This window comes from Sutcliffiella tianshenii, from assembly GCF_016908565.1.
Lineage (GTDB): Bacteria > Bacillota > Bacilli > Bacillales > Bacillaceae_I > Sutcliffiella_A > Sutcliffiella_A tianshenii.
The window spans coordinates 38,568-62,561 of sequence record NZ_JAFBED010000009.1 but is presented as its reverse complement, the minus strand read 5'-3'; the positions used below and the strand labels follow the sequence as shown (position 1 = coordinate 62,561).

Genomic DNA, 23,994 nt, shown 5'->3' with positions numbered 1-23,994 from the left:
CATCTTTTTAATAGAGCCATCCGCTTATTCCCGGATAGCTTTTCCTCTTTGAATTTTACCTTAAATGTGGGAGATTTTCAAAAGAGTATGTGAAATTATATCAATTATGCTGCCAGTCTCTTCTTCACCTCATTGATAAAAATGACGACCTGCTCCTGGTATCTTTTGTCCCCTTCGTATTCCTTAGGGATGATCAGGACCTTCGCTTTCATCATTTTGCCAAAGTAAAGTAGATGATTGCGTTTTGTCGTGACAAGCTTTAAATTTTTATCAATCGGAATTTGGAGATTATCTTTGCCGGCTGTAAAAAAGTCGTCTCCAAGATGATAGGTGATCCTGATCTTTTTTGAAGGATCAGAAAATGTCTTCTTGTAAAAGATTCTACCCATTGCCGATAATCCGATGAAAATAATCACATAAAAAATCCCAAAGAAAATCGCGGACCCAAATATTAATAATAATATTATCCCAAATGGATCCCTCATTCCGGAATAAATGGCTGTAAGGATCACCACCAGCGGCATGATGATAAACATCAGCCTTTCAGTGAGTCTTGCACGGGGCAGGTTTCTTAGCCCCTCTTTCCCATCTCTTGGCTTAAAACGATAACTTAGTTCTATTTTCTCCAACACTCTCCACCCTTTTACTGTTTTCTACTATTCATACTAACTGAATCTCTATAATGATTCATGGAATACGGGTTAAAAAAACAAAACTTTTATCCTACAAATTGTTTTGTGCAGAAATACTCCGTCGATAATTGTCGAAAATCCATCCTTTACTAGGAAGCCTGGCCCCCATTTAAAAAATACTCTTCATTTCAAGGGACAGAGGTATCAAGTTCAGTTTTCTGAATATTCTTATAAGAATTTGTGCTGATGGAATTTCCTCCTTACTATGTAGTTTAAGGAAGTTATTTAGCTTTCCGAAACTCTACATAATAGGAGGAACAATATGAAAAAGAACTTTCTTTTCAAAACTTCAATTGCAGGGATGCTTGTCTTTTCTGCTCTGGCGCCTGTCGGACTTGCCCATGACGCCTTGGATGAAACGGGTTTAATCAAAGGGGATCGTACTTACTATGACGATCTTGCTGTTCCTCAGATGAAAGGAAGCAAAAACTTAAAACACTTATATGAAGCGGCAGCCCCTGAGATGAACGTGGTTCGTGAAGATGGCAAGCAGAATTCTTTTGCAGATGTCTATTCCCATAAAGGATTTGCCTATGTCGGCACCCACACACGCAATGGCGGGAATGGCGGCGTGCGTGTGCTCGATTTGAAGGATCCTTCCAATCCAAAAGAGGTGGCTGTTTTTGCCCATAATGATATCCCGGGGACCTGGCATGAAAAAGTGATTGTGAAGTCGGTAAACACCGCTGATTTCAAAGGGGATTTGGCTGTAGTGAGTGTGCAGCAGCTGAACAGGAATAATCCGGATTCCAAAGGAGGCTTTTTACTTTATGATGTAACCGATCCTTATCAGCCTCAAAAATTGGGATTCTGGGAGGTTACGAAACAGACAACCGGGACGCATGAGCTTTATTTGACGATGCAGGGCAACCGGGCATTGGTGCTTGCAGCAAGCCCTTACGCCGACTATTACAGTCATGGAAAGGCACGTGACTTCCAGGTGGTCGATGTATCCAACCCAACGGAACCGACGACATTATGGCAGTTCGATCCCCGCAGCGTACCAGAGGTCGGGACCGACTTTAACGGCTACCATTGGGATTCCCCGGACGGAAAGACCCGTCCAGTGTTCAACCATAGTGTCATCGCGGACAATAACGGCCGCTATGCATATGTCTCCATGTGGGATCTGGGAACGGTGATTTTTGATTTGAAGAATCCCGAAAAACCAGTTTATCTGGGACGCACCGAGTTTGCCACCGACCAGCAGGGTTCCGCTCATTCCGCTGCTCTGGCTAAAGGGGATACCATTTTGATCGAAACGCGTGAGGTGTATCAGCCGCTGAAGTCCGGCTTTGAAGCAGCGTTTGGCTATACGCGCATTTTTGATATCAGGGATAAGACAAACCCTGTATTGCTGAGCGAGTTCAAGACAGATCTGACTACTGATATCCCAGAGGATGCGCCACCTACTTATGCGACATTCTCCAACACGGTGCATGATCCGAAAGTGCATGGCAATACGCTGTACCTCAGCTATTATGCAGGCGGAGTGATCGCCGTGGACATCACCAACCCATCCGAGCCGACCGAAATTGGCCGCTATACTCCGGAAAGTGCGAATGTCTGGGGCGTATTCGTAGACAAGAATTTTGTGCTGGCTTCCGATATGGGGTCTGGTTTGAAGGTATTGTTGAAGAATAACGGGAATGGTAATAAATCTAATCGGATTTTGGAGTAGAACATAGGGTATGCAGCAAGCGGAGGTGAAGTTTTTCTCCGCTTGCTTTTTTGTGTTAGCAAGGGGGTCTGGCCCCTCTTTATTTTTATATAACAATTTTATAAGTGTTTTTTTGAAAATCGGCTGCATTCTAAGGGAAGTCTACACTTTTTTGCCGTTTAATCAAACGTTTGTTTAATTTTAGCTATTTTGGTATAGGGATTATTGTTGTTGGACTGGCGCTGGGTTGTGCTTATGAAATGGGGATTGATCGTGGGCGTTCGGGGGCTGAATTTTGTTAATCGATCCAAAAGCGGCAATAATCGATCCAAAATGTCCGGTAATCGATCTAAAACATGCCCTAATCGGTCCATTCCACCTGTCAATCGATCCAAAATGCCACGTTATCGGTCCGTTTTCCAATTAAAGGAAAATTGCCATTGGTTTTGCATCGCAGCATTGCAACGCATCACAAAGCATCACACCCGAACACCACCTCAACAACCGCTCCACGCACCACCCCGCCCACAAAAAAAAGCGCCTACACCAAAGTGTAGGCACCCTTCTCACAGTTTATATAGATCTGCCTGTTTCAGCATATCCGCTTCCCTTTTGGCACGGACTGTCTTTGTTTCTTCATCGATTCCGGTGAATGGATTATGCTCTTTCGGGCTTTCATGCACTGCCGATGATTCTACACGATAGGAAGGTTCTGTCTGCTCCTCCATGACGGAAATCGGCTTGGTGCTTTCTACCGGCGTGCCTCTATGGCTTGCCTCATCCACCAGTACGACAATCCTGCCGTTCTCGATATCCGTTGCATACATCGGCGCTTCCCTGTCGGATACGCCCATCTTAAGCAGGCGGTTGCCGACACCTTCTGTTTCTTGTGCTTCATCTGGCATGATGGCGTGCTTGATCTTATCCATGACAGAGTCATCCTCCGGCTCAGTCGTTATCCTCTCGACGTTGGTGCCCTCCGGAAAATCTGAGCTGCTCATCTTATGCTGGGAAACTACTGAAATTTCATTTGCCGTATAGCCATGGACGATCAGGCCCTCTACCACATTCCTCGTTTCCAATTCCGAATCGTATACTCCTAAAATTGTTTTTCTCATCTATTATTCCTCCTAGGAAAGTAAAAGTTGTTGTTAACTCTTACATTCCCCGGTGGCTATTTTTCGAAACGCGGATTACTAATAAATCGCCTTATCCGAACTGTGCGGCATGGAGCCTGCTGTAGATTCCCTCCGCTTCGATCAATTCATCATGTCGGCCCTGCTCAGCGATCCCGTCCTTTGTGACAACCATGATCCGGTCGGCATTTTTGATGGTTGCCAGTCGATGTGCAATCACCAGTGTGGTACGGTCTTTGGAAAGCTCATTCAAAGCCCCCTGGATGGCGCGTTCGGTCTCCGTATCCAAAGCAGATGTCGCTTCATCCAAAATAAGAATCGGCGGGTTCTTCAAGAAAATACGGGATATCGCCAAACGCTGCTTCTGCCCGCCGGATAGCTTCACGCCGCGCTCCCCAATGACTGTATCAAGACCATGTGGCTGTGAGGCAATGAACTCATCCAATTGCGAGCGGCGCGCTGCTTCCATGATTTCCTCATCTGTGGCATCGAGCTTGCCGTATGCGATATTTTCTCGCACGGTCCCGGAGAAAAGGAATACATCCTGCTGGACGATACCGATCTGGCTGCGCAGGGACTGTAATGTCAGTTCGCGTGTGTCATAGCCATCAACCAAAATGCTTCCTTCCTCAAGCTCATAGAACCGTGGCAGCAGACTGCATAGCGTCGTTTTACCCGCACCAGATGGCCCGACAAACGCCACCGTCTCTCCTACACGGATGTTCAAGTTGATATTCTTCAATACCCGCTCCGTTCCCTCATAACCGAACGAAACATTCCGGTAATGAATCTCCCCATCAAGCTCTGCCGCCACCGCTCCCGGTGCATCCGCAATATCCGGCTCCGTATCAAGGATTTCCACATAACGCTTGAAGCCGGCAATCCCTTTTGGATAGCTCTCAATCACTGCATTGATTTTCTGGATCGGCCCCATTAAAACATTTGACAGTAAAATGAACGCGACAAATTCCCCATAGGTCAGGTTGCCGCGGATGACGAAAAATGTACCGAACAGTAGGGTGAACAAGGTGACAAGACGCATCAGCATATAGTTTGCCGTCACGTTCTGTGCCATGATTTTATAGGATGCAAGTTTTGTATTCCGGTAGTTTTCATTATTGACGGCAAACTGCTTCTGCTCATGCTTTTCATTGGCAAAGGCCTGCACGACACGGATCCCGCCGATGCTGTCCTCCACCCTTGCATTGATTTCCGCCACATCCCCGAACATCCGGCGGAAGGTACGGGTCATTTTTTTATTAAAATGAATGGCAAGCACCATCAATAATGGAATTACCAAAAATGAAAGAATCGCGAGCTTCCAGTTGATGGAGAGCATGAGCACAAATGACCCGATCAAGGTCATCACGGCGACGAACACATCCTCCGGCCCATGATGCGCAACCTCGCCGATTTCCTCGAGATCCTTTGTCAGCCTGGAAATGGAATGACCAGTCTTGTTGTTGTCATAATAGCTGAAGCTAAGCTTTTGCATATGCTGAAAAAGCTTGCGGCGCATATCTGTCTCGATATTGATCCCGAGCATATGCCCCCAATAGGTGACTATAAAATGCAGGCCGGTATTAATGGCGTATATTGCCATCAACCCAAGGCATGCCCAGAGAATGAGCGTCCAGTTTGATTCCGGCAAGAGCCGGTCGATTACCTGATTGACGGCGAGCGGAAAGGCAAGCTCGAGCAGCCCGACAAGGACCGCGCAGGAAAAATCGAGGATAAACAGCCACTTGTATGGCTTATAGTAAGAAAAAAAACGTCGCAGCACGCTTTTCCCCTCCTTTTTCTATGTAGTAGTTTTCTATATTGTACCTATAAATCTCAGATTCTAGTATTATTTTTTTCGGGACACTAATGATAATGATTTTCAATTAATTCCACTATACTACTTCCCTTTTCTGCCCGTCAACGCTCTGATAGGAATTCAGCAGCAAATTGTGTTATAAAGAATACAAACGAATCCTATTTTTACAGAACAGGAGAAATAGCGATGACCAATATTTTGATAATCGAAGATGAAAAGAAGATCGCGCGGGTCCTGCAGCTTGAGCTGGAGCATGAAGGCTATGAAACGGATGCTGCCTTTACCGGGGCAAGCGGGCTTGAGAAATTCAAGGAAGGAAGCTGGGACCTTGTGCTCCTTGATGTCATGCTTCCTGAGCTGAGCGGGTTGGAGGTCTTGCGCCGGATACGGACCACCGGCTCCACCACGCCGGTCATCCTTCTGACAGCGAGAAACTCCATCCCCGACAAAGTGAGCGGACTCGACCTTGGTGCGAACGATTATATAACAAAGCCATTCGAAATCGAGGAGCTGCTTGCCAGAGTCCGGGCCACCATCCGGACCGTAAGTGCACAAGTGGAAGCAAGCGGCATCCTCACCTTTCATGACCTTTCCGTCAATGAAAAGACAAGAGAAGTGAAACACGGGGACGAACAAATCGACCTCACCCCAAAGGAATTCGAGCTCCTAGTCTTTTTTATTCAAAATAGGGGCCAGGCCCTGAACCGCGAGCAGATCCTCACCAACGTATGGGGCTTCTACTATTATGGCGACACGAATATTGTAGATGTGTATGTGAGGCATCTCCGGAAAAAACTGCCCATCACAGAATCCCTTCAGACAATCCGCGGTGTCGGTTATCGCTTAAAGGAGTAGACGGATGAAGATAAAAAGTAAAATCCTCTTATTTTCGAGCGTCTGGCTCGTCATCATGCTCCTCTTAATCAACGGGGCCATCTATTTCCTTTTTCAAAGAATCATTTTTGACAATGAAGTGAGCCGTGTGACAGAGCACACCAAGACGGTGGTAAAAGAGGTGAACGACGCGATAGCACTCGATGATAATCTCGATAATCTGCTGCGTGCCTATCTTCCTGGAAACGGCATGATCCGGGTGATCAATGAGGACACGAAATCCGTATTTGCCACCTCGCGCAAAGCTTATATGAGGCAGCTGCCCACCAAATTTCAGAACGAGCAATCGATGGAAATACGCACGTTCGATGATATTGCCTATGCCGTAGTATCGATGCCTCTCATCTGGACTGACGGCAGCATCGTAATGCTCGAAGTGACAGAAAGTCTCGAGGAATCGCAGAATACGCTGCGGACTTTATTGATCGTTCTTTCCCTGGCATCCCTATTTGTCCTCATACCTGCATTGTTCTTTGGGAATATGCTCAGCAGGCTGATCCTGACACCGATTCATGCACTTACAAGCACCATGAAGCAGATCCAATCCACCGGGGACTACCAGAAGATCGAGCCGACCGCATCATCCAAGGATGAGCTCTATACAATGGGACTGACCTTCAACCAGATGATCGACCTTTTGGAGAAGAACTATCAAAAGCAGCATAGATTTGTTTCCGATGCTTCCCATGAACTGAAGACGCCGCTTACGGTCATTGAAAGCTATGCAAGCATGCTGAAGCGCTGGGGTATGAAGAATCCAGAGCTTCTTGAGGAGTCGGTCGATGCGATTTACTCGGAAGCGGTACGTATGAGGGAGATGACAGAGCAGATGCTCGAGCTCGCGAATGCCGATTCGAGATTGGCGCTTGAAAAGAACGAGCTGGACCTACTGCAGTTATGTGAAAATGCCGCTAAGCATATGAGCGTCACCTTTAAACGTGATATCGAGATTATTACCAATGGTTCAGACTTCCGCTTATTGGCCGATGAGAACAAGTTGAAGCAAGTGGTCTATATTTTACTGGACAATGCCCGGAAATACAGTCAGGAACCTATCACGTTGGAATTGACCGAGACTGGGCGGACCCTTTCCTTTTCTATACAGGATAGAGGGGTCGGGATCCCAGAGGAGGACAAGGATAAGATATTTGACCGCTTTTACCGGGTGGATCAAGCACGGACCCGTGAGACTGGCGGGGCAGGACTCGGTCTTTCCATCGCCAAGAAATTAGTGGCGGCGCACAAAGGCCGCATCACCCTCGACAGCACCGAGGGAGAGGGTACGACGGTGACGGTGACTCTCCCTAAAACCGCTGAAAGGAAGGCACAGAAAGATGAGAAGTAAATGGATATTGCTTGCAGTTCTATTATTACTGATAGCCGGGGCAGTTTCCGTCTACTTCCTCTTTTTCAAGGAGACTGCAGCTCTTGCTTCAGAAAAGGAAATCCAGGAACTGGTTGAGACGCAATATGAAGGCAGTACCATCCAATCGATTTCCCTGAAGGAACCTGAGTATGTTGTCATGATCGAAAATGAAAAAGGTGTGTACCAGATCGTCATCGACGGGGAATCCAGTGAGGTCACCTCTTTGAAGCGACTGCAAGCAAATGTTGACGGAACCCCTCCTGCTCACGAGGAACCGAAACCGACTGACCCCCCTGCAGAAACGCCGCCTTCTGAAGAAGCACCTCCCCCTACGATATTAACCGAACAGCAGGCGATAGAAATCGCACTGCAGGAGGTTTCAGGGAAAGTGGACGACATCGAACTCGATGATGAGGATGGGATAAGGGTCTACGAAATCGAAATCGAAGTCGACGAAGAAACGGAGGCACTTGTCATCATCAATGCCTATACCGGAGAGATCCTATCATTGACTTGGGACTAAAATATGGACGATCTGACAAGCGCTGCTTAGTTGCTGCGCGCTTGCCAGATCGTCCTTTTTGCTTTCATTAAAAATTTTTAATGTTGCACTCCTTTTCTATTAATGTTCGCTGGCTATAGTGTAAGTGTAGCAAGTAAAACTAACAGAAATTAAAGGAGGAAAACATAATGAAAATTTTCACAGCAGTCATGGCAGGAGCCGTTTTGATCGGCGGAGTCAGTGTTGGGGCAGAGGTATTGAAGAAGGATAACAAGGAGCAGAACCTTCAGCAGGTGGAAAATGCAGAAACAAATCAAAAGGGAATCACGCTCGATGAAGCATCCGAGATCGCGTTGGCAAAAGTAAAGAACGGCGTCATCACCGAGGCGGAAAAGGACCGTGAAAACGGCCGCTACGTATATGAAATCGAAGTCGAGGACGGCCAGTTTGAATATGATTTCAAAATCTCCGAGGAGAATGGCGAAATTTTGAAAGAGAAAAAGGAAAACCGTGACGACGACAGTAACCGCCAAAAGGATGCTTCTACAGAAGATAAAGACGTAACGTTAATCACTTTGGAAAAAGCAGAAGAGGTTGCGCTACAAGAAGTCAAAGGAACCGTGGAAAGCGTGGAGCTTGATCGGGAAAACGGATCCCATGTATATGAAATCGAAATTGATACAGGCAAGGAAAATGGCGACGACGATGAGGATGTTACCGTCTATGTGGATGCCGTGACAGGGAAAATGCTTTATGTAGAATGGGATGATTAGGATTAATTTTGTGGAGCAGGCGACTCGGTGGAGTTGGCTGCTTTATTTGTGTGCCGGTCCGGGCCATGCACTGCTCGGGTCAAAATCGACCCAATAATTGGAAAATGTTCGATAGAACGTGAAAAATGTCCGATAGAATTTGAAAATAGTTCGATAGAATTTAAAAAAAGTTCAATAGATCTTAAAAAAAGTCCGATAGACCTCAAAAAAAGTTCGATAGACTCCCACAGCACAGCTCCGAACCCTAAAACCCTCAGTTAAACAACGGAAAAATAGACCGCCCCACTCCAAAAATCGGGGCGATCTTCACAGAAATCACATAAACACGCTCTTCTCTATCTGTTTCATTTCATAAAAGTACCCTTTACGCTCCATCAGTTCGGTATAGCTTCCCGATTCCACGATGCGTCCCTGCTCCATGACGATGATCTGGTCCATCTTTTCCAAACCGGTCAATCGGTGGCTCACCAGAACGAGCGTATCGTCCTTCGCCTGCTCAAAAAGGTGGTGGAAAATCGTTTTTTCAGTCAACACATCGACAGACGAGGTCGGCTCATCCAAGAGCCATAAGCGGCTGCCCTTCAGCATTGCACGGGCGATGGCCAAGCGTTGTTTTTCTCCTCCTGAGAGGTTTTCTCCCTTTTCCAGCACCTGATCCTCCAACGCGAAATAGTCGAGTCGAACTTTCGCAAGTGCCGACAACAACGCCGTATCTTCCAGCTCCTCACCGGCTAGCAACAGATTATCGCGGATGCTGCCATAGAAAAAATGATTCTCCTGCAGCACGACATTCATACTCTCCCAAAGGTTTTCCTGTTCAATCTGTGAGATCGGGATACCTCCGATGCGAACTGAACCGGAGTCCGCCTCCTGGATTTTAAGGAGCAGCTGCAGAACCGTGGATTTCCCGGAACCGCTCGGACCGACAATCGCCGTTTTCGATCCGGCAGACAGTCTCAAGCTGATTTCATTCAGCGTAATCCGCGGCTCGTCGGGAAAAGTAAAGCTGACTTTCTCAAGCTCCACATCCAGTGCTTTACCAAACGGCAACGGCTCTAAAGAATCCGTACCATTCACCTTTTTCTCGTCCTTCACCACCGAATACAGTCTCTTTGCCGCCCTGCGGCTATCCTCCAGATGGTTCGGGAACACCGCCATCGGAGTGGCATTTTCAAAGACGGTCAACGAGATCATCACGAGCATCGCCAGGAACAAACCGTTCAAATCGCCTTCCACCACTAAAAATGCCCCAAGCGCAAGCACCATCCAGGATACAAAAAGTGAGGCAAAAGAGTTCACCGATTGATTGAACATCGCCTGCACACCTTCGCGTTCCTGCTCCTTCAGATAAGAGTCGGCCGCCTTCACGAGCTGCTCCTCTTTTCCAGCAAGCTTCTGGTAGATTTTCAAATCACGGAATCCGTACAATAGCTCCGTTACTTCCGTCGAAAGCTCACCCCGCTGCTCGCGGACCTTGCTCAATAATTTACGCTGCTTCCACGCGAATATCGCCGGGACTATAAATCCTGTTAAAAGCAGCCCCAAGAAAATCACGAGTGCAATATAAACAGAATAGAACGAGAGAAAGAATATCGTACTCAAAAATACGATGACGAGTACAATTGGCGGATAGAAGACGCGCAAAAAGAAGTTCTGCAGGCTCTCCACGTCCCCGACGATTCTTGAGAGCAGGTCGCCGCTCCGATATTTTTGGAAGATCCCCGGGGCAAGCGGCTCCAGCTTCTCATAAAAAGAAACCCGTAAGTTACTAAGGATCGTAAACGTCGCACGGTGGGAAAAATACCGTTCGCCATATCGGCTAAGCGCGCGCGCAAAGCCAAACAGCTTCAAGAGGGCAATCATGACGGTCAGCGCGTAGATCGGAGGCATGAGCGCCGCTTTTGAAATCAAGTATCCGCTTGATGCGAAAAGCCCCACTGCCGCAATTCCTGCCGTGAATCCTAGCAAGATGGAAAGGAAAACATCCTTCTTCTCCACCATCATCAGCTTTATCACGATCGCTAAATCCTTCATTCCTCTTCACCTCCCTGTTGTACGGAAACCATTTGCCTGTAAGCGGGAACCGTGCTTAGCAGCGCTTCATGTGTTCCTTCTGCAACAAGCACGCCTGCTTCCAACAGTAGGATCTTATCCGCTTTTTTAATCGTGTGAAGACGATGCGCCACTGTGATGACGGTCGACGTCCTCGCCAATTCCTCCATCGATCTCTGCAAAATCCGCTCGGTCTGCAGGTCCAGTCCTGTCGTCGGTTCATCGAAAAGAATGATATTCGGCCTCTTCAGGAAAGCCCTCGCCAAAGCAAGCCGCTGCTTTTCGCCTCCGGAAAGTCCTCTCCCCGCTTCCCCGATTTTTGTATCAAATCCATGCTCCAATGATTGAATCAGTGGGAGGATGCCGGCTTTTTCTGCCGCCTGCTCCATTTCCTCACGGGTCGCATTCCCTTTTCCACCAATGGCGATGTTTTCGGCAATCGTCCCGGAAAAAAGATATGGATTCTGTGAGATGTAGCTGAGTTGATCGAACCAATCTGATTCCTTGTAGCCATATAACGGCCGGCCGTCTACCAGCACTTCCCCTTCGGTCGGGCGAATCAGGCCTGCCATCAAGTTAAGCAGCGTGGATTTTCCCGCCCCGCTTCGGCCGACGACGGCGATCTGTCCGTAAGCCGGGAGCTTAGTTTGTATGTTTTTCAAGGTAAAGCCGTTTTCCGCATAACTGAAACCGATGCTGTTAAGCTCGATGACCGGAGGCATTTCCGGGTTGGCCAGCTCTTCGCTGCCCCATTCGATCGGTTCTTCCTCCACCGCAAGCTCGTCTGTCACCTTTTTCGCCGCTCCCATGCTGCCGCGCCCTGTATGGAACGCACTGCCGAGATCCTTCAGGTACAAGTAGAATTCAGGTGCGAGCACCAGCACGAAGAACGCCGGAAAGAATGTCATATTTTTAAACACGACCATCTGCAGGCCGATTTCCAATGCGATAAGCCCGATCGCAAGCATCGAAATCAGCTCAAGCATGAGTGATGAGAGAAACGCGATCTTCAGCACTTCCATCGTCGCTTCACGGAAGGATAGACTGCTGTCACGGATGGTTTCCTTTTGTCTTTGTGACCTTCCGAACAGCTTCAAAGTCGTCAAGCCTTGCAGCGTATCAAGAAACCTCCCTGAGAATGCCGCTAGCTTATCCATCTGCTCCTCGGATTTCTTCTTCGTTTTCAGCCCCACCACAATCATGAAAATCGGGATGAACGGCGCCGTCACGAGGATGATCCAGCCAGAATTCATATGCTGCGTGAAAATCGCAACCAGAATCATGATCGGCACGACGGATGACTGGATCATCTGGGGGATATAGCGGCTGAAATAAGGATCTATCTCATCCACCGCATCCATCATCACGCTCACCTTCTGCCCGGACTGACCCTTCAAGGACGCAAGAATAGGGCTTTTAGAAAATTTATTTAAAAGTGCATGGCGGAAATCCCGCTTCACCTTGGAGGCCATCTTCACTCCTGCCACCCCGTTCAGATAGGTGAGCAAGGCCCTTGACGCCATGATAGCCAAAAGGCCCGAGAGGAATGGGATGATTTCCTCGAATGTATGACCCTTCAGGAAGATGCGATCCACTATCGTCACGAAAAAGTAAGCCTGCCCGATGACAGTGAACCCCGACAGAACAGCAAGGAAAATAAGCACTGCCCTTGTATTCCGTTGTGCCTTTGCTATCGTTTTAAGATCCTTCATCCTTTGCCACTTCTCCTTTTAGATTGGCGTATATGTTAAATGGTTTAATTTAGTGTGGTTCGAGAGTACGTGAAACATTTCACATACTATACTCATTATAATGCATCACGGTACTAATTGCCCGTTTGGAGATTGACCTTTTTATGACAATTTGTATGTTCCCGAAAAGGAGGGGAATGAATCTTTTCTTAGGCCTTTTAAAGTTGGACGAAAAAGCAATTTGTTAGAATGCTGGGCTGATTTGTTAGAATGAAGGACCGATTTGTTAGAATGAAGGACCGATTTGTTAGAATGTTTCTGAAGTTTGTTAGAATGTTCCTGAATTTTGTTAGAATGAGAGAATGATTTGTTAGAATCAGCCGTAGAAAGGACAAATATGAAGGCCCTCACCCAACAATTCAAGTCTATTCCCCCCACCCCCTGCATAAAAATAATTTAATCCATTCGGAAAAAACCATTGCATTCCACCCTCACCTGTTGTAAATTAGTTAAATAATCAAAATGATCCGTAAATTTCATAGTGAACTTTCTTATCCAGAGAGGTCGAGGGAAATGGCCCGTAGACACCTCAGCAACCAGCAGCGTCTTCACTGACGACTGAAAAGGTGCTAATTCCAGCAGGTTTTCATTTAAAAACCTGTACAGATGAGAAGAATGAACTTTTTTGCAAAAGTCTTCTTCTTACAGAAGGCTTTTTTATTTTCCCTAAAAGAGTCCCTGTCCTCCTCTCTGGTGATGAACGTTGTCCACTTACCATAGAGGAGGATATTTTTATGTATAAGACAGAAACGAAGCTCGCGCAAATCGGCAATCGCAGTGAAACGGCCACAGGCACCGTGAATCCACCGGTCTATTTTTCTACCGCTTACCGTCATGAAGGAATCGGTCAGTCCTCGGGATACGATTATGTTCGTTCCGGAAACCCGACCCGTCAATTGCTCGAGCAGGCAATCGCGGATCTTGAGCATGGCGACCAGGGCTATGCGTGCAGCTCCGGCATGGCGGCGATCCTTACCGTTCTATCCCTTTTCCAGTCCGGTGATGAGCTGATTGTCTGCAAGGACCTTTACGGCGGGACGTACCGTCTGTTTGAAGAAGGCTATAAAAAATGGGGACTGTGTTGCAAGTATGTGGAAACAAGTGACCTTACCAAGGTTGAAGAAGCGATCACCCCGCAAACAAAAGCCATCTTTGTAGAATCCCCTACCAATCCCCTGATGGTGGAAACGGATATAGAGGCAGTGGCGCGCTTGGCAAAAGCGCATGGACTGCTATTGATCTGTGACAATACTTTTTATACTCCCATTCTCTTAAAGCCGATCGAGCTTGGCGCCGATATTGTGGTGCATAGTGCAACCAAGTACTTGGGTGGCCACAACGATGTGCTTGCAGGATTGATCGTGGCAAAGGGCCGTGCGCTATGCGACTCACTAGCACTCTATCACAATGCGGCCGGTGCTGTGCTCAGCCCGTTCGACTCCTGGCTGCTCATCCGCGGCATGAAGACGCTCGCCCTCCGGATGGAACGGCATCAAAAGAACGCAACTATTCTCGCTGACTATCTGAAACAGCACGGGGCGGTCACCGATGTGCTCTACCCTGGAAAAGGCGGAATGCTTTCCTTCCGCATCAAAGAAGAATCGTGGGTGAACCCCTTCCTTCAAAATCTCAATCTCATTACCTTTGCTGAGAGCCTGGGCGGTGTGGAGAGCTTCATCACCTACCCTGCCACACAGACGCATGCCGATATCCCGGAAGAGATCCGTTTAAGCACGGGAGTATGCAACCGTCTCTTGCGCTTTTCAGTCGGAATTGAAGATAGTGATGACCTGATTCATGACCTTAACCTTGCATTCGAGCAGGCAGCCAAGACCGCAACCATCGCAAAGGAGGTGCTGTCGTGAGCCATTCCTTTCAAACGAAGCTCCTGCACAACAAGCACAAAGTCGATCCTGTGACTGGCGCGGTGAGTGTGCCGATCCAGCATGCGTCCACTTTTCATCAGTTTGATGTCGACCATTTCGGCAAATACGATTACGGGCGATCGGCGAATCCGACACGCGAGGCACTTGAGGATACGATTGCCAACCTCGAAGAAGGATCGAGGGGATTTGCATTTTCCTCCGGGATGGCGGCCATCTCCACCGCTTTTCTGCTCCTGTCACAGGGAGACCATGTCCTGATTTCAGAGGATGTGTACGGGGGCACTTACCGCATGGTATCCGAGGTGCTTTCGCGCTACGGCATTCAATATACGTTTGTTGATATGACCGATCTTGAGAATGTGAAAGCCTCCATACTGCCGAATACGAAGGTCCTATATGTCGAGACGCCATCAAATCCGCTTCTGAAAGTGACGGATATCGAGGCGGTCGCAAAGCTTGCAAAGTCGATAGGTGCCTGGACCTTCGTGGACAACACATTTTTGACACCTGCGCTCCAGAAGCCGCTCACGCTTGGCGCTGACCTTGTGCTCCACAGCGCAACGAAATTCCTATCCGGACATAGCGACGTCGTAGCTGGGCTTGCTGTCGCACGGGATGAGGAGTTGGCAGGGAAACTCAGCTTTTTGCAAAATTCATTCGGCGCCATCCTTGGGGTGCAGGATGCATGGCTTGTCCTACGTGGCTTGAAAACCCTGCATGTCCGGATGGAGCAATCGGTAAAATCGGCAAGCAAAATCGCGGCTTACCTGGAAAAGCACCCGCTCGTAAAAAAGGTCTACTATCCAGGGCTCGTCTCCCATAAAGGCTGCGGGCTGCAGCACCGCCAGGCCAAGAGCGCAGGCGCCGTCCTTTCCTTCGAGCTGGAAAATGAAGAAGCCCTTCGCACCTTCGTCTCAAGCGTGGAAATCCCGGTTTTCGCCGTGAGTCTCGGGGCTGTGGAATCGATTCTTTCCTATCCTGCAAAAATGTCACATGCCGCCATGCCGGAAGCGGAACGCGCAAAACGAGGCATTTCCAACTCCCTGCTCCGACTATCGGTCGGCTTGGAGGATGAGCAGGACCTGATTCATGATTTTGAAAAAGCATTGCAAGCAACCAGCGTAGTAAAAGCAAATGTCAACGGGAGGGTTTACCATGGGAATCTTGGATAGCATAAAGCAGGATAAAATATTGATTGCGGACGGTGCCATGGGAACCCTTCTCTATTCCTACGGCTCGGATTGCTGTTTTGAGGAGCTGAACCTCTCCCAGCCCAATCAGATCTACAACATCCATCAGGCCTACCTGAATGCAGGAGCCAATATCATCCAGACCAATACTTACGCAGCAAACTATCATAAGCTGGAGCGCTACGGCCTGCAGGATCAGGTGAAAGAGATTAATGGCGCGGCTGTACGATTGGCGAGAAAGGCTGTCACCAATCACGATGCATTTGTGGTAGGAACAATCGGTGGTATCCGTGGCATCAAGCCCCAGGCGACGCCAATCGAAGAAATCAAGCGCACCTTCCGTGAACAGCTCTACTGCCTGCTGCTTGAAGGGGTCGATGGCATTCTCCTTGAAACCTTCTATGACCTCGAGGAGCTCGAGACCGTCCTTTCCATCGCAAGAAAGGAAACGACGCTTCCTATCATCTCCCAGGTTTCCTTGCAGGAGGTCGGATTCATGCAGAACCGGGTGCCAATTTCGGAAGCACTCTCCCGACTTGAAGCGCTCGGAGCGGATATCGTCGGGCTCAACTGCAGGCTTGGGCCATATCATATGCTTTCCACGCTCGAGGAGGTTGCAATTCCGAAGCACGCCTATCTTTCCGCCTATCCGAATGCCAGCTTGCCGTCCTATGTGGATGGGAAACTGCAATATGAAAGTGATGCAGATTACTTCACGGAGGCTGCCCTCTCCTTCCGCGATCAGGGGGTGCGGCTCCTTGGTGGCTGCTGCGGGACGACGCCTGCACATATCGAGGCTTTTTCCACTGCACTGAAAGGCGCAGCGCCTGTAACAGAAAAAAAGGTGAAGACCCGGGAAAGAATGACCGTTGTGACACCACCAGCTAAAAAGACAGCCCCTCCCCTTTTCGAAAAGGCGAAAAAGGAGCAGTCGATCATCGTGGAGCTTGATCCACCAAGAAAGCTGAACACGGACCGCTTCATGCAGGGGGCCCAGGCACTCAAGGATGCAGGAATCGATGCCATCACTTTGGCTGATAACTCATTGGCCTCCCCGCGCGTCTGCAACACGGCGCTTGGATCGATCGTGAAGTCGGAAATCGGCTTGCGCCCGCTCATTCATATTACCTGTCGCGACCGGAACCTGATCGGCCTTCAATCCCACCTGATGGGCCTGCACCAACTTGGCATCCATGATGTGCTCGCTGTAACCGGCGATCCGACCAAGGTCGGCGACTTTCCCGGTGCGTCCTCGGTGTATGATGTGACGTCATTCGGACTGATCGATATGATCAAACAGTTCAATCAGGGGATTTCCCTTTCTGGGAAGGACCTTGGCGAGCGCACGAGCTTTTCTGTCGGGGCCGCCTTCAATCCGAATGTCCGGCTCATCGACAAGGCGGTGGAGCGATTGGAAAAGAAAATCGAGAGCGGTGCGGATTATTTCATCAGCCAGCCTGTCTTTTCAGAAGAGAAGCTTATGGAGGTCTATCAGGCAACAAGGCACATCGATGCACCGATCTATATCGGCATCATGCCACTGACCAGCAGCCAGAATGCCAATTTCCTGCATCATGAGGTTCCCGGCATCAAGCTGACCAAAGACATATTAGAAGCGATGGGCAAGCATAAGGATGACCCGAAACAGGCCAGCCAGGAAGGATTGACGATTGCAAAAGGACTGCTCGATGCGGCATTGGAGCTTTTTAACGGCATTTATCTCATCACCCCATTTATGCGATACGAGCTGACGGTGGAGCTTGCCACCTACGCCAAAAAATATGGACCGTTCCATTCATCAAGGAGGATGCACAATGTCTAAGACACTCACATTATTAGAACAGCAAATGAAACAGAAGATCCTCATCATGGACGGCGCCATGGGGACGATGCTGCAGCAGGCAAACCTGACTGCCGAAGATTTCGGCGGAGAGGAATACGACGGCTGTAATGAGTATTTGAATATCACAGCACCCGATGTCATCGAAACCATCCATCTCGAATATTTAAAAGCCGGTGCAGATATCATCGAGACCAATACATTCGGCGGGACCAACCTTGTCCTTGATGAATATAACCTCGGTGCACACGCCTATGAGATTAATAGATTGGGAGCTGAAATTGCCAAGAAAGCGGCAGACCAGGTTTCCACGGAAGAGTGGCCAAGGTTTGTTGCGGGATCCATCGGCCCGACCACCAAAACACTGAGTGTCACGGGTGGAACCACATTCGATGCACTTACCAAAGCTTACGCTGAGCAGGCACGAGGGCTGATCGACGGGGGCTCCGACTGCCTTTTGATCGAAACAAGCCAGGATCTTCTCAATGTAAAATGTGCGTTCCTCGGCATCCAACAGGCCTTTGAAGCAACAGGCGGCAAGATCCCCATCATCATCTCGGGAACGATTGAACCGATGGGAACCACGCTTGCAGGCCAGGCGATCGATGCCTTCTACATTTCAGTCGAGCATATGAAGCCGCTCGCGGTCGGGTTGAACTGTGCAACAGGACCGGAATTCATGCAAGATCATATCCGGACCCTATCCGGCCTTTCCCAAAGTGCAGTCAGCTGTTATCCGAATGCAGGGCTGCCGGATGAAGAGGGCCACTACCATGAAACGCCGCACTCCCTTGCTGCCAAGCTTGCAGGGTTTGCCGAGCAAGGGTGGCTGAACATCGTTGGCGGATGTTGCGGAACAACACCGGAACATATCCGTGCCATCTCGGAGAAAATGAAGGACTATCAGCCGCGCCAGGTGGAAGCACCATCAAACCACCGAGTTTCGGGGATCGAATCCTTTATCTATGACGATCCGACCCTCAGACCGATCATGGTCGGTGAAAGAACGAACGTCATCGGCTCCCGCAAGTTTAAGAGATTGATTGCAGAAAAGAAATATGAAGAGGCTGCAGAGGTTGCACGGGCCCAGGTAAAAGGCGGCGCGCATGTCATCGATATCTGCCTCGCTGATCCTGACCGCGATGAGCTTGAAGACATGACCGCTTTTGTACAGGAAGTAGTCAAGAAGGTCAAGGTGCCGCTTGTAATCGATTCGACGGACGAGGCTGTCATTGAAGCGGCGTTGAAATACTCCCAGGGGAAGGCCATCATCAACTCTATCAATCTAGAAGATGGCGAAGAGCGCTTTGAAGCAGTGATCCCACTCGTCCATAAATATGGCGCAGCGCTCGTGGTAGGGACGATCGATGAAGAGGGCATGGGAGTGACGGCGGCGCGCAAGCTCGAAATTGCCAAGCGCTCCTATGACCTTTTGGTGAATAAGTACAAGGTCTCCCCGACAGATATTATTTTTGATCCGCTTGTCTTTCCGGTGGGGACCGGGGATGAGCAGTATATCGGCTCTGCCAATGCAACAGTTGAAGGGATCCGCCTCATCAAGGAGCATTTTCCGCAATGCTTGACCGTCCTTGGCATCAGCAATGTCTCATTCGGTCTTCCGCCTGTCGGACGCGAGGTGCTGAATGCCGTGTACCTCTACCACTGTACACAGGCAGGACTGGACTATGCGTTGGTGAATACGGAAAAGCTGGAGCGCTTTGCCTCGATTCCAAAAGAGGAGGTAGCCATGGCGGAAAAGCTTCTTTTTGCGACAACGGATGAAGCATTGGCACAGTTCACGGACTTCTACCGAGGCAAAAAAAAGGAAGTGAAGTCCACCCTTCCAGACATGCCGCTTGAAGAACGCCTTGCCTACTATGTGGTGGAAGGGACAAAAGAAGGGCTGATTCCGGACCTGGAGCTTGCGCTTGCCGCCTACCCTACCCCACTCGATATTATCAATGGACCGTTGATGAGCGGCATGAAGGAAGTCGGACGGCTCTTCAATGATAACCAACTGATCGTCGCCGAAGTGCTGCAAAGCGCAGAGGTCATGAAGGCTTCCGTTGCCTATCTTGAGCCTCATATGGAGAAGAATGATGCCTCCTCCTCCAAAGGAAAGATCCTGCTGGCTACCGTCAAAGGGGATGTGCATGATATCGGGAAAAACCTCGTCGACATCATTTTGAGCAATAACGGATTTGATGTGGTGGACCTAGGGATCAAGGTCACACCGAATGATCTCATTCAGGCGATTCAAAAAGAAAAGCCGGACATTGTCGGCCTCTCCGGCTTGCTTGTAAAATCGGCGCAGCAAATGGTCATCACCGCACACGACATGAAGCAGGCCGGCATCTCGACCCCGATCATGGTCGGAGGCGCCGCACTTTCACGGAAATTCACCGACAATAAAATTTCCAAAGAATATGAAGGGCTTGTATTATACGCAAAAGACGCGATGAATGGCCTCTCTCTTGCCAACCAGCTCCGCTCTCCCGAGGAACTTGCAGAGCTGACACTTGCCCATCAGGAGAAGAAAAGCAAGCTGGTCGACGTTCCTGCCATTCCCGCGGATCAAGGGGCCGTGGCAACGGCAGTAAAGGTTCGCTCCAAGGTCTCGCGTGATGTCCGGGTCTTTGAGCCGAGCGATACGAAGCGTCATCTGCTGCGGAACTATTCCATTTCGCATGTGGAGCCTTACATCAATATGCAGATGCTGATCGGGCATCACCTTGGGGTAAAAGGCAAAATCGCCAACCTGATCGCAGAAAAGGACGAACGGACCCTTCAAGTGAAGGCAGTAGTCGATCAACTGCTAGCGGAAGCGAAGCAGAAAGGGTTGATCACCCCTGCAGCCGTCTATCAATTTTTCCCGGCACAGTCGGAGGACAATACCCTACTGATCTACCATCCTGAGGATCATTCCAAAGTCATCGAGAGATTTGAGTTTCCGAGACAGGAGAAGGAGCCCTACCTCTGCCTTTCCGATTATGTGAAATCAACGGATAGCGGCGTGATGGACTATGTCGGACTTTTTGCAGTCACGGCCGGAAGAGGCATCCGGGAGCTTGCTTCCAGCTATAAAAAAGAAGGACGTTTCTTGGAAAGCCACGCGCTTCAGGCACTTGCCCTCGAAACCGCGGAAGGACTGGCGGAACTCGTGCACCAGCAGATGCGCGACCGCTTTGGATTCCCAGATCCAGTAAGCTTCACGATGAAAGAACGCTTCGCCGCCAAATATCAGGGCCAGCGCTTCTCCTTTGGCTACCCGGCCTGTCCGAATCTCGAGGATCAAGAAAAGCTGTTCAAGCTGATCCGTCCAGAGGATATCGGGATCGAGCTGACTGATGGCTGCATGATGGAGCCGGAAGCATCCGTATCGGCCATCGTTTTTGCCCATCCGGAAGCGAGATATTTTAACGTGCTATAAACAATGAAGCTTTAGCCTGCTGACTACTTTATCAGTAGGCTTTTTTCCTGTAAGCGTGCTATATTGGGAATGTACAGAAAAATGAGATATTTAACGAGGAGGCTTAAACATGAGTGTAAAAGAAGTGTTTCTCGAGCAGTTAAGCGCATGCCACAACCAGAACGCATGGTTCGTTTCCCTGTATCATGCCATCAAGGACCTCTCCACAGATCAAGCATCATGGAAAATGAATGAATCCTCAAACTCCATCTGGGAAATTGTCTCTCATCTGAATTACTACAACGAAAGATACCTATTCAGACTGCAAGGCACCGATGTCCCAAAAGGCGTCGAAAGCAATGACTATACCTTTCAAATTACCGATCCGGATTGGAGCATTACCCTCGACCGAATGAACAGCATCCTATCCGATTGGAGCAAAGCCCTCAACGATTGTGACGAAGTGGCACTGAATAAATGGGTCGGGGACATCACCCAACTCACCATCCATAACGCCTACCATATCGGTCAAATCGTCCATATCAGGAAGCAGCAGGAAGCGTGGGATCCGAGTCAGGGCGTGCATTGACTCGGATCCGCTTCAAATATCAAAAGGCAGCGGAAAATATCCACTGCCTTTTTCAAAAAATCATTCCGCCCTCCGCTCCATCAGGTTCAGCCCTATCCCCATGAACAGCACTCCCATGCAGAACAGCACCGATGCAGGAAGAAGAAATTGACCGAAGGACCAATCTAGGATGGTCGCGCCTTTCAGCATATCCATGCCGTACTTGATCGGGACCAGCTTGGAGAGGGTGATCAGGATATCGGATTGCACAATCTCGAGCGGCCAATAGGCTCCCCCGATCATTGCCATGCTGACAGCGATAAGTGGAATGACGGCATCGAGCTGGCGGGGGTTGGTCACGAGTCCGCTGATCAATACTCCCAATGACACAAGCGCAAACAGATAAGGTATCACCACAATCAGTACAAACGGATAGCCCCCGTACAAATCGACTCCTATTACAAATTCAAAGAAAGTGTAAATCAGCACAAGCTGCGCATATCCGAGCAGGAAACTGAATGCGAGATGACCCAAATAAATTCGGGACTTGGACAGCGGAGAAAGAATCAACCTGTTCCACATTCCATTCTGTTTTTGCTGTAAGATCGTGCTTACGGTAAAAGAAACCGTAAAGATGACAAAGAACAGTGAAAAACCGAATAATGACTGAATGGAAGAATCATAGATGAAATCATCCTCCTGGAAGGACTTCGTGCTCACCGCATAGAGATCCTCATTGGAAGCGATCAGCTCCTTTAACTCACCCACACTTTTATCAAACGCCAGAGAAGTCTCCTTCAACACCGCTTCTGTCTGCAAAACATTCCTGACATGAGCCTCTACAATCGAAATGTTCGCTGATTCTGCGGTAGTATAGATGGTATACTCCCCCTCTTCCAATTGAACGGCCATGTCTATTGCATTTTGTTTTATCTTTTCCTCGAGTTGCTTCTGGTCTTCCAGCTGGAAAACCATGCTTTCCTCTTTATTTAATTCCTCCAAGAGCGCGTTTGTTTCCTCTGCTGAGAGGTTTTCCGTAAAAACCGGCACTTCCATGACGGAGGTGCGATTAACCTGGCCGGTTGCCACCGCAAATATCACTGTCAGTACGATCATCCCAAGTACCGCAAAAGGCTGACGGAGTAGATGACGAATATGGATCCATAGTATCGTGCGCATTTATCCTAACCTCCTTTTCGGGAACAGGGACACCGCAATAATCAATAACAGGACCGCTGTCACACCTAATGTGAGGAGCGGATCCATGAGATCTCCCAGTGTGTCACCCTGCATAGCTTGAAGATACCCCTGCAGGGCAGCACCATTTGGTGTGTAAGACCCTATTTTCCACATAACTTCCGAGACATCATGCCACGGGATGAAGCTGCCCCCTAAAAAGGCAAGGATACTGACCAGGAAACCTGAAAACATTGTGGAAATCCGCTCTGTTTCAAAACGATAGTTCAGGGCCGTGATCAGGACCGCGAACGAGCCGATCACACAGCTGAACAAGAACGTGATCAGCAGGAAATGAACCACATTCGGCCAATACACCTTATACAAAAGTGCACTCAATCCAAACAGCACACAAAGCTGGACAAATACGACAAGTACCGCTGAAATCCATTTACTTGCCCCATACAACCATGGAGGGGCGTTTGCCAGCAGGACCCGGTCATAAACAAACGTCCTCTTCTCATGGTAAGCATAACCTGCGACAAAGGAGACGACATACAGCGCAAACATCACACTCATCCCTACCGCAAAATAATCGAAGGAACCTATGGGGTCCTTCCCATCCAAGGTAACCTTTTCACCTTTGATTTCCTCTGCAAAAGTTGTAAAGTCGAGAGGAGTTTGACCTGCCATTTGCGCATCCTTATTCAGCACCGTAAACAAACGCATCTGACTAGTGAAATTTTCTATCAGGTCGGAAACGACGTTCGCTTCGAGGCCATTTTCCTCGTTCAGAAAAAGCTCAAATTCCTTGTTTGCTTCTTCCGCATCGAAAAATTGCTGTTTCCAAGTTTCATAACGATAGTTTTTTGGAAAAGACAACACGGCCGCATACTTCTCCTCCTCGAGCGTTTCAGAGAGCGATCTTTCTTCCGTGACCGTCAAGAGCTCCTTCAGTTCCTCTTTCATGACCTGATCTACCAGAATCTCCGGCAGCGATGACTGCTCCGCCGCCTCTTTTATCTGCATTTGCGCCGCTTCCGGTATGTTCTGTCCGGTCATCCATTCCTCGAGCAGTTGCAGATCTCCCGCAACATCACCCTGGTCCACCACAGCCACCGCTATATCAAGCTTTGTTTCTTGGTTGGTCACCCCTCCGAGCGCAAAACCGAGGATCGTGATCAGGATAAACGGCATCGCTATCAGGATCAACACTTCTTTTTTATCCCTTAATAGATGCAGGAGGTCTTTTTTTATAAAAGCTAACAGCATGGTCCATC

At 48.9% G+C, this 23,994-nt stretch carries 18 protein-coding genes and 1 riboswitch; of the genes, 11 read left to right on the top strand and 7 right to left on the bottom strand.

Going from position 1 to position 23,994, the window contains the following annotated elements:
* Window positions 1-104 precede the first annotated feature (104 nt).
* Entirely contained in the window at window positions 105-629 is a 525-nt protein-coding gene (locus tag JOC95_RS17185) for a hypothetical protein (protein WP_204418428.1), read from the bottom strand.
* A gap of 325 nt (window positions 630-954) precedes the next feature.
* On the opposite strand from JOC95_RS17185, the gene JOC95_RS17180 reads away from it, so the two are divergent.
* Both JOC95_RS17180 and JOC95_RS21585 read left to right on the top strand, forming a co-directional pair.
* Window positions 955-2,373: an LVIVD repeat-containing protein gene (locus tag JOC95_RS17180; protein WP_204418427.1), complete on the top strand. Its 1,419-nt coding sequence runs from the start codon at window positions 955-957 to the stop codon at window positions 2,371-2,373.
* A 274-nt stretch (window positions 2,374-2,647) separates the two neighbouring features.
* On the top strand, window positions 2,648-2,779 hold the full coding sequence (locus JOC95_RS21585) for a hypothetical protein (protein WP_275580581.1): 132 nt from the start codon (window positions 2,648-2,650) through the stop codon (window positions 2,777-2,779).
* Between the two features lie 139 nt (window positions 2,780-2,918).
* Here the strand turns inward: JOC95_RS21585 and JOC95_RS17175 are convergent, their stop codons facing one another.
* Together JOC95_RS17175 and JOC95_RS17170 are read right to left on the bottom strand one after the other, a co-directional pair.
* A complete protein-coding gene (locus tag JOC95_RS17175) occupies window positions 2,919-3,470 on the bottom strand; it encodes a general stress protein (RefSeq protein ID WP_204418426.1) in 552 nt (183 codons plus the stop codon).
* A 91-nt stretch (window positions 3,471-3,561) separates the two neighbouring features.
* Entirely contained in the window at window positions 3,562-5,271 is a 1,710-nt protein-coding gene (locus JOC95_RS17170; RefSeq protein ID WP_204418425.1) for an ABC transporter transmembrane domain-containing protein, read from the bottom strand.
* A 222-nt stretch (window positions 5,272-5,493) separates the two neighbouring features.
* On the opposite strand from JOC95_RS17170, the gene JOC95_RS17165 reads away from it, so the two are divergent.
* From JOC95_RS17165 to JOC95_RS17150, 4 genes are all read left to right on the top strand, one after another.
* Window positions 5,494-6,162 (top strand): response regulator transcription factor, encoded by a 669-nt coding sequence (locus JOC95_RS17165; RefSeq protein ID WP_239582985.1) that lies wholly within the window; start codon window positions 5,494-5,496, stop codon window positions 6,160-6,162.
* A 4-nt stretch (window positions 6,163-6,166) separates the two neighbouring features.
* Window positions 6,167-7,546: a HAMP domain-containing sensor histidine kinase gene (locus tag JOC95_RS17160; RefSeq protein ID WP_204418424.1), complete on the top strand. Its 1,380-nt coding sequence runs from the start codon at window positions 6,167-6,169 to the stop codon at window positions 7,544-7,546.
* The gene (locus tag JOC95_RS17155) at window positions 7,536-8,090 is read left to right on the top strand and encodes a PepSY domain-containing protein (RefSeq protein ID WP_204418423.1); all 555 of its coding nucleotides are present in this window, start codon (window positions 7,536-7,538) and stop codon (window positions 8,088-8,090) included. Before JOC95_RS17160 ends, JOC95_RS17155 begins: the two co-directional genes overlap by 11 nt.
* Window positions 8,091-8,257: 167 nt before the next feature.
* Entirely contained in the window at window positions 8,258-8,842 is a 585-nt protein-coding gene (locus JOC95_RS17150; RefSeq protein WP_204418422.1) for a PepSY domain-containing protein, read from the top strand.
* 315 nt (window positions 8,843-9,157) lie between these two features.
* Here the strand turns inward: JOC95_RS17150 and cydC are convergent, their stop codons facing one another.
* Window positions 9,158-10,876, bottom strand: a complete 1,719-nt coding sequence (gene cydC / locus JOC95_RS17145) for a thiol reductant ABC exporter subunit CydC (protein WP_204418421.1) — start codon at window positions 10,874-10,876, stop codon at window positions 9,158-9,160.
* On the bottom strand, window positions 10,873-12,606 hold the full coding sequence (cydD, locus tag JOC95_RS17140; RefSeq protein ID WP_204418420.1) for a thiol reductant ABC exporter subunit CydD: 1,734 nt from the start codon (window positions 12,604-12,606) through the stop codon (window positions 10,873-10,875). Before cydD ends, cydC begins: the two co-directional genes overlap by 4 nt.
* A gap of 527 nt (window positions 12,607-13,133) precedes the next feature.
* A riboswitch (SAM riboswitch) is annotated at window positions 13,134-13,258 on the top strand.
* Window positions 13,259-13,379: 121 nt separating this feature from the next.
* Here cydD and JOC95_RS17135 point away from each other — a divergent pair.
* The 5 genes from JOC95_RS17135 (at window position 13,380) to JOC95_RS17115 (ending at window position 21,559) form a co-directional block, all read left to right on the top strand.
* Entirely contained in the window at window positions 13,380-14,510 is a 1,131-nt protein-coding gene (locus JOC95_RS17135; protein ID WP_204418419.1) for a methionine biosynthesis PLP-dependent protein, read from the top strand.
* Window positions 14,507-15,703 (top strand): cystathionine beta-lyase, encoded by a 1,197-nt coding sequence (gene metC, locus JOC95_RS17130; protein ID WP_204418418.1) that lies wholly within the window; start codon window positions 14,507-14,509, stop codon window positions 15,701-15,703. Before JOC95_RS17135 ends, metC begins: the two co-directional genes overlap by 4 nt.
* Entirely contained in the window at window positions 15,687-17,543 is a 1,857-nt protein-coding gene (locus JOC95_RS17125; protein WP_204418417.1) for a bifunctional homocysteine S-methyltransferase/methylenetetrahydrofolate reductase, read from the top strand. The genes metC and JOC95_RS17125 overlap by 17 nt, the downstream gene beginning before the upstream one ends.
* Entirely contained in the window at window positions 17,536-20,991 is a 3,456-nt protein-coding gene (gene metH, locus JOC95_RS17120) for a methionine synthase (protein WP_204418416.1), read from the top strand. Before JOC95_RS17125 ends, metH begins: the two co-directional genes overlap by 8 nt.
* A 109-nt stretch (window positions 20,992-21,100) precedes the next feature.
* Window positions 21,101-21,559, top strand: a complete 459-nt coding sequence (locus tag JOC95_RS17115) for a DinB family protein (RefSeq protein ID WP_204418415.1) — start codon at window positions 21,101-21,103, stop codon at window positions 21,557-21,559.
* A gap of 60 nt (window positions 21,560-21,619) precedes the next feature.
* Here the strand turns inward: JOC95_RS17115 and JOC95_RS17110 are convergent, their stop codons facing one another.
* Both JOC95_RS17110 and JOC95_RS17105 read right to left on the bottom strand, forming a co-directional pair.
* The gene (locus JOC95_RS17110) at window positions 21,620-22,717 is read right to left on the bottom strand and encodes an ABC transporter permease (RefSeq protein ID WP_204418414.1); all 1,098 of its coding nucleotides are present in this window, start codon (window positions 22,715-22,717) and stop codon (window positions 21,620-21,622) included.
* Entirely contained in the window at window positions 22,718-23,986 is a 1,269-nt protein-coding gene (locus JOC95_RS17105; protein WP_204418413.1) for an ABC transporter permease, read from the bottom strand. It abuts the gene before it with no gap.
* Between the last annotated feature and the right edge of the window lie 8 nt (window positions 23,987-23,994).